Genomic DNA, 12,847 nt, shown 5'->3' with positions numbered 1-12,847 from the left:
CCAGAAGAATGATCACCCTCTACCGAAAGACACCCCATATGCCCAAGCGCGCATTCATCACCGGCATCACGGGCCAGGACGGCTCCTACCTGGCCGAGCTCCTGCTCTCGAAGGGCTACGAGGTCCACGGGCTCATCCGCCGGTCCTCGAGCTTCAACACCCATCGCATCGATCACCTGTACCGCGACCCGCACGACGAGGCGGCCCGGTTGTTCCTGCACTACGGCGACCTGTCCGACGGGGCGCGCCTGGTGACCCTGCTGCACGACATCAACCCGGAGGAGGTCTACAACCTCGCCGCCCAGTCGCACGTGCGGGTCTCCTTCGACGAGCCCGAGCACACCGCCGACACCACCGGCGTCGGTACGGTCCGGCTGCTCGAGGCCGTGCGTCAGTCCGGCATCGGGGCCCGCTTCTACCAGGCCTCCACATCCGAGTTGTTCGGGGCGACGCCGCCGCCGCAGAACGAGACGACACCGATGTACCCGCGCTCGCCCTACGGGGCGGCGAAGATGTACAGCTACTGGGTCACCAAGAACTACCGCGAGGCCTACGACATGTTCGCGGTCAACGGCATCCTCTTCAACCACGAGTCCCCGCGCCGGGGCGGCACCTTCGTGACGCGCAAGATCACGCGGGCCGCGGCCGCGATCAAGGCCGGCCAGCAGGACGAGCTCTACATGGGCAACATCGACTCGATCCGCGACTGGGGCTACGCCGCCGAGTACGTCGAGGGCATGTGGCGGATGATGCAGGCCGACGAACCCGAGGACTTCTGCCTGGCCACCGGCCGGGGCACGACGGTACGCGAGTTCCTCGGGTACGCCTTCGGTCACGTGGGCCTGGACTGGCGTGACTACGTGCGGTTCGACGAGCGCTATCTGCGCCCCACCGAGGTCGATGCCCTCATCGGCGACGCGACGAAGGCACACGAGAAACTCGGCTGGTACGCCCAGGTCGACGCCAGGCGCCTGGCAGAGATCATGGTGGACGCGGACATCCAGATCCTCACCCACCACACCGACCCGTGGATCGACGTCCCCCAGACCCCCTGGGCCGATCAGATCCCGCGCGTCGAGTACACGACCGAGACAGTGGAGGCGCGAGCATGACCCAGGCGGACCACACCCCCGCTCCGATCGACCGTGACGCGGTCACCTACGTCGCCGGCCACCGCGGCCTGGTCGGCTCGGCGATCTGGCGCCGGCTGGAGCAGGAGGGCTTCAGCCGGCTGATCGGGGCCGGCCACGCCGAACTGGACCTGACCGACCGCGACGCGGTCCTCGCCTTCTTCGAGACCACCAGGCCCCGGTACGTCTTCCTCGCTGCGGCCAAGGTGGGCGGCATCATGGCCAACAACACGTACCCGGTCGACTTCCTGTCGGTCAACCTGCGCATCCAGACCAATGTCATGGACGCCGCGCTGGCCCACGACACCGAGCGCCTGCTGTTCCTCGGCTCCTCGTGCATCTACCCGAAGCTGGCTCCCCAGCCGATCACCGAGGACAGCCTGCTCACCGGGCACCTGGAACCGACCAACGACGCCTACGCGATCGCCAAGATCGCCGGGATCATCGGCGTCCAGGCGGTGCGCCGCCAGTACGGCCTGCCGTGGATCTCCGCCATGCCGACGAACCTGTACGGCCCGGGCGACAACTTCGCGCTCGTCGGCTCGCACGTGCTCCCGGCCATGATCCGCCGCTACGACGAGGCCGTCACCAGTGGCGCCACGAGCGTCACGAACTGGGGCACCGGAAGGCCCCGCCGCGAGTTCCTGCACGTCGACGACATGGCCGACGCCTGCCTGTACCTCATGGACCACTACGACGGTCCCAGCCAGGTCAACGTGGGCACCGGCAGGGACTGCACCATCGCCGAGCTCGCCGAGCTCGTGGCCGAGGCGACCGGCTACACCGGAGAGGTCGTCTGGGACGACTCCAAGCCGGACGGCACCCCGCAGAAACTGCTCGACGTGAGCCTGCTGACCGGCATGGGCTGGCGGCCCCGCTACGACCTGCGTGAGGGCGTCGCCGACACGGTCGCCTGGTACCGGGACCACCGGCAGAGCTTCCGCGACCTCGACGCGGAGAACCAGGAGCGGGCCGGCGAGGGGCGGGCATGATCAACGGCCCATGGGTCGACCGCTACCCGCCGGGAATCGCCCACGTGCTGCCACCGGTCACCGATGACGTCGTGACCCATCTCGGGCTGACGGACATCGATCCCGACCGGGTCGTGCTGCGCAGCGGCGGGCGCGCCCTCAGCTACGGCCGGCTCGGCGAGGCGTATCCGCGCCTCGCCGCCGGCCTGGTCGCCGAGGGGGTGCGGCCCGGTGACCGGGTCGCCGTCATCGCCGAAATCGTCCCCGAGCATCTCATCGCGCTGCTGGCTGCCCTGCGCATCGGCGCGGTGGTCGTCGAGCACGACGTGGCGGCAACCGCCCACGAACTGGCAGGCCTCTTCGAGAACCACGGCGCCCGCTTCGCGGTCGTCGAGGCCGGGCTCGCCGACCGGCTGCCGGACGGCGTGCGGGCCGTCGCCATCGACGGGGCCTCGCCGGCCGGGAACAGCCCGGACTGGCACCGGCTGCTCACGTACGGGCCGCTCGCCGCGGATCATCCCAGGCCGGCGCCCGAGGACACCGCTGCGCTGCTGTACACCTCCGGGACGACCGGCAGGCCCAAGGGGGTGCCGGTCACGCACCGGATGATCGGCCACGCGCTGGACCAGAACCTCAACTTCTTCCGCAACCAGGGCCGCGGTGACGGCGTGCACTACCTGACGCTGCCGCTCCACCACGTCTTCGCGCTCACCGACCAGCTGTTCAGCGGGTTGTCCCGCGCCGTCGAACTCGTCGGCTTCCGGAAGGGGGACGTCGCCGCGGTCCTGGCGGCCGCGGCCGAGCGCCCGCCCCGCAAGATGTCCACGGTCCCGCCGCTGCTGGACGCGATCGCGGCCGGGGCGGCCAGGGCCGGTGTGCGTTTCGACGATCTCTACGTCGCCACCGGCGGCCTGCCCCAGTCCCAGCGCACCGTCGAGGCGTGGCTGCGGGTCAGCAACTGCCCGCCCGCCAACGGCTGGGGCATGACCGAGTCCTGCGGTTACGGGCTCATGCCGCTGCCCGATCCCGAGCAGGTGCCGGCCGGCAGCTGCGGGGTGCCGCTGCCCGGCCTGGACGTGCGGGTCTGCGACCCGGCCGATCCGGCACGTGAGCTCGGCCCGGGCGAGCAGGGCGAGTTGCAGCTGCGCGGGCCCCTGGTCTTCGGCGGCTACTGGAACGACCCGCGGGCCACGGCCGAGGCCTTCACCGCCGACGGCTTCCTGCGCACGGGTGACCTGGTGAGCATGGACGAGCAGGGTTTCTTCTACGTCCACGGGCGGCTGAAGGAGATCATCTCGATCCAGGGCGAGAACCTCTCCCCCGTCGAGGTGGAGCGAGTGCTCGAGACCGTGCCGGGCATCGGACGGGCCTTCGTCTACGCCCGTGAGACGACACCGGGCGTCAACATCCTCCTAGCCGCCTTCACGGCCTCCCCCGACGCGGAGGCCGATCCGGCAGCCGCCCTGGCCCTGTGTGCCGAGCGGCTCACGGCGTACAAGGTGCCGATGCGCCTGACCCGGGTCGACGCCCTGCCGCTGACCCCGGCCGGCAAACTGCGGCGTGACGTCGACGGTCAGGCCTGGACCCGCGAGCACCGGGTGAGGACGGTGGCACGATGAGCATCGGCATCGACATGGTCGAGATCTGCGAGGTCGCGGACGCCCTTGAGCGTCACGGCAGGCATTACCTCGACCGGGTCTACGCGCAGGCCGAGCAGGCCGAGACGGCGCCGATGAGCCCGCGGCGCATGCGCGAGTACCTGGCCGGGCGTTTCGCGGCGAAGGAGGCCGTCCTCAAGGCGCTGCGGCCGCCGCCCAGCGCGGCCGCGGCGCTGACGCAGATCGTGGTGACCGGTGTCGGAGGGCCGCCCCGGGTCGAACTCACCGGGAACCTGCTCGCCTGGTGGCGGTCATCAGGGCACGGGCCGGTCGAGGTGTCCATCAGCCACGCGGGCGCTGCGGCAGTGGCCGTGGCCAGAACGGATGAGGGGCCGGCGGGCCCGAGAACAGACAGGGATGAGCAATGAGCGGTACGGAACGGACGGTACGTGAGGCGCTTGCCGCGGTGGGCAACCTGGACGAGGACGCGATGAGCCTCGCCGCGGACGCCTCGCTGGCAGACGCGGGACTGACCTCGCACGCGGCGGTCAGCCTGCTGCTGGAGATCGAGGACCGGCTCGACATCGAGTTCCCGCCCGAGCAGATGACACCGGAGACCATGGCCTCCATCAGCGCCATCACGGCCCGGATCGAGGCGCTGTCATGAGCCTGGTCGCCGGCGAGGCCGAGCTGCGCGAGGCACTGCGCGACGCCGGACACCTGCTCCCCGGTCCCCGCCCGGGGATCGACGGCCACGGCCCGGAGTTCGAGGCCGTCGTCGACGGGATCTGGCGCGCCTACTTCGACAAGGCGCCCGCCGGGACCCCGGTCATGGCCTTCGGCCCGCTCATCGACGCGGCCCAGTTCACCGCCACGGACTACCCGCGCTCGTTCCCGCACCTGGTCGGCGAGGTCGAGGTCTTCGGCGGCGGTGACGCCGAGCACCGTGCCCTCGTCCGGGACGTCGACGCCGGCGCCGACTGGACCGGACACTTCACCCCGAGCGGCATGACGCTCGTCCCGGCCACCTGCGAGAACGTCTACCCGCGTTACGCGGGCACGCTCGCCGGCCCGGTGATCGTCGCCTGCCGCAGCTGGTGCTTCCGCCACGAGCCCAGCGAGGACCCGATGCGCATGGTGAGTTTCCGGATCTGCGAGTACGTCTACCTCGGGTCGGCCGAGGGGGCCGAGTCCTTCCGCGCCGACTGGCTGGAGCTGCTCATGGGGTTCTTCGGCGAGCTCGGCCTGGACGTCGCCAGCGACCGGGCGAACGATCCCTTCTTCGGGCGGATCGGCGTCATGCTGGCGGCCAACCAGCGCCGCTCCGGCATGAAGAACGAGATCAGCATCGCCCTCTACCCGGACCGCCGTACGGCGATCTCGAGCGCGAACGCGCACCGCACGCACTTCGCCGACAGCTTCGGCATCCGCCAGACCGACGGCGAACCCGCCCACACCGCCTGCGCGGGCTTCGGCATCGAACGGGTCGCGATCGCCCTGTTCGCCACGCACGGCATGCGCACAGTGGACTGGCCCGCCCCGGTGCGCAGGATGCTGCAGCTGAACTGAACCAGACGACGACCAGTTCTTCAATCGTCCAACTCACCCAATGTCGTCAAGGAGCTCTTCATCAACCACCTCAGACGTGGCGTTCTGTACTCGGAACGGTATGCGCCTGAACTGCCCGCCGAGCGTACACGAAACAAAATAATGATCATTTTCAACTCGCCCTTCGGGGAATGGGGGCAGGGGCAGAGCTATTGGTACAGTCACCAGCCCATCACCTTGAGCGTCACCGTTGAATGCCAGTTTGGCTTCTAACAGTACTTTGTCATCCCATGTCACAATAGCAAGCTCGGCGGGTTCGTTGACCACATCAGCCAGCGACCCGACATAAACTCCGGCAAGATACCATCTACCAGGACCGGGGTAGACGCTCAGGCCACCGCCAACAATTGTTACCTCGCCGCCAGTGTCCTGAGCATAAGAACACAACATGAGATCCAGAGAAGAATCAAAGGCGAAGTTATCAGGCAATGCTAACACCTCGATGAATCACCTGCTTCTTCGATGAGAGCACTGGGACACCAAAGGCCTTGGGGTTGAGACGTTGCACGGGCTCGGGCTGAGATCGTGCGCCGTGGGGCGCATCCAGCGTGAGCCGCTCATGGGTGTCACGATCAACGAGCTCCATCCGCACGTCATAGCCGAGTTGATAGAGGGTCGCCGCGAGTTTGCGGATCGTCATGTTCGAGCGGCCGTCAAGACGTTGCGTGATAGCACCCGGTGTGACCCCGCACCGCTCGGCAAGTTCAGCCCGTGATACGCCCTTCCGCTCCATTGCCAATGCAATCAGCTCACCAACATCGCCAACAACAGACTCCTCTGCGTACACCGCATCGTACTCGGGATCACCATGACCCCAGTAGTAATCAGTCACACCAGTCATTGAACAATGTCCTCGCCTTCCTTATTTCTTTGACCACCTGCCGGTCCTTTGGTTTCTTCGATCCGTGCGTCAAATAAATGTGACTACCAGCCCTGATCCCATAGATCCGATAGCCGGGACCATTGTCAATTTTTATCTCGACAACCTTGGGACGATCGGAACTGTTAAGCACTCGATACTGATCAGGTGTCCGCAATTTTCCCAGCCGAGCAAGCGAGTTGAATCTTTTCTCAAACTTTGCCCTCTCGCGCAAACCCAAGGATTCGAGCAACTTTACGACTTCATTTGTCCCTGCCACCTCGATCGCCCAGACGGTCAACTCGGCCCCCTGAGCAAGCCTCGCTCGGGGACCATCCCTGTTCGATGCTTTAGCCATATCTAAACACTCTCGGGTTCTCCGCACAAGTCCGATCCAGCAGTTCCACGTCTGCTTCAGCTTCCGGCTTCATCAACTCGTCCAGCTAGTCAGCGAGGTAGCCGCAGCCTGCTGGCTCAGCATCTGACCGATGGGCCAGCAGGCGTCAGGGGGTCGGGAAACGCCAACAGCGTAAACAATCCCGCCACCAAGGCTCACCTTACTACGCAGAAGGATCGTCCGCGTCATGCTGTTCGTCGGCGCCCCAACACTGGGAAGAAAGCCTGCTTCTTCGCCAAGTGCAGCGGCTGACCCGTCGGTGCCCGTCTCCGGCTCGATCATCCCTGGTCGGCGGCCCGGGCGATGGCCCGGCGGATGCGCTTGGGCGAGACCGTCTGGCTCGTGCCGAGGCGCTGGGCGAACAGCTGCACCCGGTACTCCTCGAGCAGGAAGCCGATGTCGTCGATTCGCCGGCTCAGCGGCCCCGGCGGCTGGGCCTCGCACAGCTCGTCGTACTCGGCGGCGAGTTCGTCGAACCCGGCCATCAGGTCCTCGTCCCTGGCCGGGTCGGCACGGGCCGAGTCCAGGCGCATCGAGGCGGCCTGCAGATAGCGGGGCAGGTGCTGGTACCAGGGGTCGGTGGTGAACGAGATGAAGCCGGGGAACACCAGGTTCTCCAGCTGGGCCGTCACGTCCTCGGCGGTGGCGGCGGGCGAGCCGGGCAGATCGGCGCGGATCTGGCGGGCCCAGCCGATCGCGGCAGCGGCCGTGGCGACGACGTCTCGCATGACGTCGGCCTGCTCGGCGCGCACCTGGGCCGCCAGCGCGGTGAACTGCGCCTCGTCCCGCACCTGGGCCGGATCGGCGTGGGCGCGGGCGGCCCGGTCGACGGCCTTGAGCCGGGCATCGGCGAGCAGCTCGGGCACGCTCTCGTAGGGGTTGTTGCCGAGCCAGAGCCGCTCCTGCCGGCCGAGATGGGAGACCACCCAGCGCGTCGGGTCGGGGTTGACCAGCACGAGCAGTCGCCTGATGCCGCGCTCGTGCGAGCTCGCGGCGGCCTGCGCCGTGTCGGCCAGGAAGAGGGCGACGGAGTCGCCGTCGTCGCGCAGGGCCGGGTGTCCGACGGCCTGCAGGCCCCCGCGGCGGATCGTCCTGGTCGGCTCGATCGTCCCGAACTCCCAGCCCGTGGCCCCGGTCCGGGCGGTGTCGCGCGAGACCCTGGTGAGGGTGTCCGAGACGCGTTCGGCCAGGTCCTGCTGCAATGCGGCGAGATCCTTGTCCTGCCGGGCCACCCGGTCCTTCTCGACGACCTGGAAGCGCACGCGCAGGTGTTCGGGGACGGCGCCGGGATCCCACTGGCCGGGTTCGACGACGACGCCGGTCAGGGCGTGCAGGGCCCGGCCGAGCTCGTCGTGGAGGAAGCGCTCGTGGTCGGCCCCGTTGGCCTTGAGCCAGCGCAGTGCGGCACGGGCGTGGTCGGGGGCCGGGACGAAGCTGGTGCGCACCGTCTTGGGCAGGGCCCGGATCAGTTCCGTGGCGAGCTCGGTGCGCAGGCCCGGAACCTGCCAACTGAAGGGCTCCGGGCGCAGCTGGTTGAGTTCGGCGAGCCTCACCCGCACGGTCACGCCGTCGGCTCCCGAGCCGGGATCGAAGACGTAGCTGACGGGCAGGCGCAGCTCGCCGACGCGCCAGCTGTCGGGGAAGGCGCCGGCGTCGACACCGTCCGCGTCCTTGCGCACCAGATCGTCCATGGACAGGTCGAGCAGGTGCTGGTCGGGTTCTCGGGACCACCAGCTGTCGAAGGTGGCGCCCGAGTGGACGGTGGCGGGGATACGGGCGTCGTAGAAGTCGAAGATCGTCTGGTCGTCGACGAGCAGGTCGCGGCGCCGGGTGCGTTCCTCCAGTTCGGCGACCTCGTCGCGCATCCGCTGGTTGTGCTCGATGAAGTCGTGCCGGACCCGGCCGCGGGCCGGCTGCCAGCCGTTCTCGACGAGGCCGGTACGGATGAAGATCTCGCGCGCCTCGGCGGGATTGACGCGCCCGTAGTCGACGAGGCGGCCGGACACGAGCGGCACACCGTACAGGGTGGCCCGCTGGCTGGCCAGGACAGCTGCCGAACTGCTCGACCAGTGCGGCTCGGAGTAGCCGTACTTGACGAGCGGTCCGGCGACCGATTCGACCCACTCGGGTTCGATCCGGGCGCAGGTGTGCGCCCACAGGCGGCTCGTCTCGACGAGCTCGACGGCCATGACCAGCGGCGGGTTCTGCTTCGCCAGCGCCGAGCCGGGGCTGATGGCGAACCGGGTGCCCCGGGCCCCGAGGTACTCGCGGGGACCGCGGCCCCTGCGCCGGCCGCGGTGGCGCGCGCCCCCTGCCCCGGTCTCGACCTCGAGCAGGCCGATGTGCGAGAGCAGGCCCGACAGGACCGACTGCAGGACGGCCTCGGTGCTCCCGGGACGGTCGTTGCGTCTCAGGTGCAGGTCGGCGCCGATGCCGGACAGCTGGCTGCGCAGGTCCTGCCATTCGCGCACCCGCAGATGGTTGATGAACTCGGCCCGGCACAGGCGCCGGAACTGGTTCCCCGACAGGCGCCTGCGCTGGGTCCTCAGATAGCACCACAGGCGCCAGATGGCCATGACGTCGCCGCCGGGGCCGACCGTGACCGGCTCGTCGAACTCGCCCTTGCGGCCGGTCTGCGGGGTGTAGCGGGCCGGCCGGCCGTCGGGTTCCGGGGCGGACGCGCCGGAGGGCTCGGTCAGGATCTCGTCGGTGAGGAAACGGCGGTGCAGCCGGTCGGCCTGCTGACGTTTCTCGGCCGGCCGCTCGCGCACGTCCTGCATGGCCAGGGCGGCGGCGATCACCTCGACCTCGCGCAGGCAGCCCCGGCGGGATGCCTCGATGAGCATGCGCCCCAGGCGCGGGTCGACGGGCATCTCGGCGAGCCGGTGGCCGGTGCTGGTCAGACGCGGGGTGCGGCGGTCGGAGCCCTTGAGGGCACCGAGTTCGCCGAGCAGGCGCAGGCCGTCGGCGACCTGCGCGTGATCGGGGGGCTCGACGAACGGGAAGTCGTTGATGTCGCCCAGCTCGGCGCTGGCCATCTTGAGGATGACCGAGGCCAGGTTGGTGCGCAGGATCTCCGGCTCGGTGAACTCGGGGCGCGTCAGATAGTCCTCCTCGGAGTAGAGGCGGATGCAGACGCCGGGTCCGAGCCGCCCGCACCGCCCGGCCCGCTGGTCGGCGCTGGCCCGGCTGACGGGCTCGACGGGCAGACGCTGCACCTTGGTGCGGGCCGAGTACCGGGAGATGCGGGCCAGGCCGGTGTCGATGACGTAGCGGATGCCCGGCACGGTCAGTGAGGTCTCGGCGACATTGGTGGCCAGGACGATGCGCCGGGTGCGGTGCGGGGCGAAGATGCGGCGCTGCTCGGCGGCCGACAGGCGCGAGAACAGCGGGAGCACCTCGGTGCCGGCGCCAAGGCCGGCGTCGTCGAGTGCCGCGGCGGCGTCGGCGATCTCGCGTTCGCCGGACAGGAAGACGAGGACGTCGCCGCTCGGCCCCAGCTCGCGCACGGCCGACACGATGGCGCCGGGCATGTCGGGATCCTCCTGGGCCGGGGGCCGGTAGCGGACCTCGACCGGCCAGGTGCGCCCGGAGACCTCGACGACCGGCGCGGGAGTGCCGTCGGGGGCGGCGAAGTGCTCGGCGAAGCGGACGGTGTCGATCGTCGCCGAGGTGATGATGACCTTCAGCTCGGGCCGGGCGGGCAGCAGCTGCTTGAGGTAGCCGAGCAGGAAGTCGATGTTGAGGCTGCGCTCGTGGGCCTCGTCGATGATGATCGTGTCGTAGCGGCGCAGCTGCCGGTCGTGGTTGATCTCGGCGAGCATGATGCCGTCGGTCATGACCTTGACGCGGGTCTGCTTCGTCGCCGCCCTGGTGAAGCGCACCTGGTAGCCGACGAGTTCGCCGAGCGGCACGCCCAGCTCGTCGGCCATCCGTTCGGCGACGCTACGGGCCGCGATGCGGCGCGGCTGGGTGTGGCCGATGCGGCGGCGCCCCAGCGCCAGGGCGATCTTCGGCAGCTGGGTGGTCTTCCCCGAACCGGTCTCGCCGGCCACGACGACGACCTGGTTGTCCCGCACGAGCTGGGTGATCTCGTCGACGTGCGCACTGATCGGCAGGCTGGGGTCGACCTCGATGAACGGTTCACCGGAGGCCGGGGTCTCGAACGTGTCAGGCATGTCGGGTCAAGCATAGGTGTGCCCCGGAGGCCCGCACAGGTCCTGCCCCGGCGCCGCCGTCAGCCGAGGGCGTGGATGCCGGAGGCATAGCAGGTGATCGCCGGGATCGAGCAGACCGTCGTGATGAAGATGACGTCCCTGGCCAAGGACACGTCGGTGTCGTAGCGGGTGCTGAACACGAAGACGTTCTGGGCGGTCGGCAGGCCGGCCATGACCACCACCGCGAGGGTCGTGGCGAGGTCGAGACCGAAGGCGCGGGCCAGCACCCAGGCGGCCACCGGCTGGCCGACGAGTTTGAGCAGGCAGATGAACAGGGTCTCGCCCCTGTTCTCGCGCCCGGGCAGCGGGCCGAGACGCAGCGAGATGCCGAAGCTGATGAGCATGGACGGCACGGCGACACCGCCCAGCAGATCGAGGGTGTCGGCGAGGAGCACCGGGGGCCTCCAGCCGAGCAGATTGGCGGCCAGTCCGAGCAGGACCGCGATCGTCAGCGGGTTGCGGAAGGGCATCGAGACGTTGTGCAGCACCGAGGTGCGCCGGCCGGTGCGCCGGGCGCTGTCGACGTCGAGCAGGCTCAGCCCCAGCGGCTGCAGGATGATCATCTGGGTCATGAGCACCGGAGCCACCCAGCTGGTGTCCTTCATGACATAGGCGGCGATGGGCACGCCCATGTTGTTGGCGTTCACGTAGGCGGCGCAGAAGGTGCCGATGGTCAGGTGGCCGAGACCGGGGCGTTCACCGCTGCTCAGCCGGGTCCGCAGCAGGCTCGCGCCGAGGTAGGCGCCGGCCGAGACGAGGATCGCCAGGACCGAGACGATGACATGGCGGCCGAACACGCGGCCCAGGTCGGCCCTGGACATCATCATGAACATGAGCGGCGGCAGCCCGACGAAGAAGGCGAAGCGGCTGAGCAGCCGCTGGGCCTTCTGGTCGAAGAGCCTCAGGTGGGCCACGAGGACGCCGACGCCGATCACCATCCAGATCGTGGCGAACCCGCTGAGCACGTCACGCACGGGCCGAGCCTACGCCGCCGAGGATCCTTCTCACAGTGCAGGCCGGAGGACGGCACGGCAGGATGAATCCGATCGCTCGTTGAACATAAAATCTTACTGGAAGCTGGTGCCTGGTGGAAGGACGAGCGAGGGTGTCGGATCGTGACGACGAGATGTACCGGGCCGCCGTGCTCTACTACGTGCAGGGCGAGTCGATGGACGCCATCGCCCGCCAGCTCGGTGTCTCGCGTTCGACCGTCTCGCGCAGCCTCAAGCAGGCTCGTGACACCGGTATCGTCCGCATCAGCCTCACCCATCCCCAGGATGCCTCCTCCGACGTCGAACGGGAGTTCGCGGAGCACTTCGGGGTGCAGGCCCAGGTGGTCTCGGTGCGCGAGTCGGTCTCCGACATCGCCCGGCTCGACCGGGTCGCCAAGGTTGCGGCCAACGCCATCGGCGAGGCGATGGAGGACAACACGATCCTCGGCATCGCCTGGGGCACGACGATCGACGCCGTCGCCGCCCACCTGCTGGCCAAGCCGCTGCGGGGCTGCACCCTGGTCCAGCTCAACGGCGCCGCCAACGACTCGACGACCGGGATCGACTACGTGTCGAACATCGCCTCGCGTTTCGCCAGCGCCTTCAACGCGCACTCGGTGCTCTTCCCGGTGCCGGCCTTCTTCGACTACGCGAGCACGCGCGACGCCATGTGGCGCGAGCGATCGATCATGCGGGTGCGGGACACCCAGCGGAAGTGCTCACTGGCGGTCTTCGGCGTCGGCTCGCTGGTCGGCGGCCTGCCCAGCCACGTCTACGAATCGGGCTACTTCGACGAGGAGGATCGCGCCCAGATGGCCCGTGACCGGGTCGTCGGCGACGTCTGCACGGTGCTGCTGCGCCAGAACGGTTCCTGGGCCGACATCGAGATGAACACCCGGGCCTCCGGCCTGACCCCCACCCAGCTGCGCCACATACCCCGCCGGATCGGTGTCGTCGCCGGACGCGCGAAGGCCAGGCCGCTGCTGGCCGCCCTGCGGGCGCAGGTGATGACCGACCTGGTCGTGGACGACCAGACGGCTCGCCAGGTCCTCGCGATGAGCTGAGGGGCCGGCCG

11 protein-coding genes are annotated in these 12,847 nt (G+C 69.1%); 7 read left to right on the top strand and 4 right to left on the bottom strand.

What is annotated here, in order from left to right; translation table 11 throughout:
- Positions 1 to 38 precede the first annotated feature (38 nt).
- Genes gmd through D9T14_RS05220 form a run of 6 tightly spaced genes read left to right on the top strand, consistent with a single transcriptional unit; the run spans position 39 to position 5,268 of the window.
- Entirely contained in the window at positions 39 to 1,112 is a 1,074-nt protein-coding gene (gmd, locus tag D9T14_RS05245) for a GDP-mannose 4,6-dehydratase (RefSeq protein WP_119161232.1), read from the top strand.
- Positions 1,109 to 2,122: a GDP-L-fucose synthase family protein gene (locus tag D9T14_RS05240; protein ID WP_119161231.1), complete on the top strand. Its 1,014-nt coding sequence runs from the start codon at positions 1,109 to 1,111 to the stop codon at positions 2,120 to 2,122. Before gmd ends, D9T14_RS05240 begins: the two co-directional genes overlap by 4 nt.
- Positions 2,119 to 3,720: a class I adenylate-forming enzyme family protein gene (locus D9T14_RS05235; protein ID WP_119161230.1), complete on the top strand. Its 1,602-nt coding sequence runs from the start codon at positions 2,119 to 2,121 to the stop codon at positions 3,718 to 3,720. The genes D9T14_RS05240 and D9T14_RS05235 overlap by 4 nt, the downstream gene beginning before the upstream one ends.
- Positions 3,717 to 4,127: a holo-ACP synthase gene (locus D9T14_RS05230; protein WP_119161229.1), complete on the top strand. Its 411-nt coding sequence runs from the start codon at positions 3,717 to 3,719 to the stop codon at positions 4,125 to 4,127. Before D9T14_RS05235 ends, D9T14_RS05230 begins: the two co-directional genes overlap by 4 nt.
- Positions 4,124 to 4,366: a phosphopantetheine-binding protein gene (locus D9T14_RS05225; protein ID WP_119161228.1), complete on the top strand. Its 243-nt coding sequence runs from the start codon at positions 4,124 to 4,126 to the stop codon at positions 4,364 to 4,366. The genes D9T14_RS05230 and D9T14_RS05225 overlap by 4 nt, the downstream gene beginning before the upstream one ends.
- Positions 4,363 to 5,268 (top strand): class-II aminoacyl-tRNA synthetase family protein, encoded by a 906-nt coding sequence (locus D9T14_RS05220; RefSeq protein ID WP_119161227.1) that lies wholly within the window; start codon positions 4,363 to 4,365, stop codon positions 5,266 to 5,268. Before D9T14_RS05225 ends, D9T14_RS05220 begins: the two co-directional genes overlap by 4 nt.
- A gap of 33 nt (positions 5,269 to 5,301) precedes the next feature.
- Here the strand turns inward: D9T14_RS05220 and D9T14_RS13285 are convergent, their stop codons facing one another.
- The 4 genes from D9T14_RS13285 to D9T14_RS05205 all read right to left on the bottom strand — a co-directional run bounded on the left by D9T14_RS13285 (position 5,302) and on the right by D9T14_RS05205 (position 11,754).
- Entirely contained in the window at positions 5,302 to 5,736 is a 435-nt protein-coding gene (locus tag D9T14_RS13285) for a hypothetical protein (protein WP_126464239.1), read from the bottom strand.
- Positions 5,729 to 6,139 (bottom strand): helix-turn-helix domain-containing protein, encoded by a 411-nt coding sequence (locus tag D9T14_RS05215; RefSeq protein ID WP_182482048.1) that lies wholly within the window; start codon positions 6,137 to 6,139, stop codon positions 5,729 to 5,731. Before D9T14_RS05215 ends, D9T14_RS13285 begins: the two co-directional genes overlap by 8 nt.
- Positions 6,140 to 6,841: 702 nt before the next feature.
- Complete coding sequence (gene hrpA / locus D9T14_RS05210) at positions 6,842 to 10,741, bottom strand: ATP-dependent RNA helicase HrpA (RefSeq protein WP_119161225.1); 3,900 nt, start codon at positions 10,739 to 10,741, stop codon at positions 6,842 to 6,844.
- Between the two features lie 59 nt (positions 10,742 to 10,800).
- A complete protein-coding gene (locus D9T14_RS05205) occupies positions 10,801 to 11,754 on the bottom strand; it encodes an AEC family transporter (protein ID WP_119161224.1) in 954 nt (317 codons plus the stop codon).
- A gap of 131 nt (positions 11,755 to 11,885) precedes the next feature.
- On the opposite strand from D9T14_RS05205, the gene D9T14_RS05200 reads away from it, so the two are divergent.
- On the top strand, positions 11,886 to 12,836 hold the full coding sequence (locus D9T14_RS05200) for a sugar-binding transcriptional regulator (protein ID WP_119161223.1): 951 nt from the start codon (positions 11,886 to 11,888) through the stop codon (positions 12,834 to 12,836).
- Positions 12,837 to 12,847 lie beyond the last annotated feature (11 nt).

The sequence above is a fragment of the Propionibacterium australiense genome (assembly GCF_003666605.1).
Taxonomy (GTDB): domain Bacteria; phylum Actinomycetota; class Actinomycetes; order Propionibacteriales; family Propionibacteriaceae; genus Propionibacterium; species Propionibacterium australiense.
This window is presented reverse-complemented; position numbering and strand designations above follow the sequence as displayed.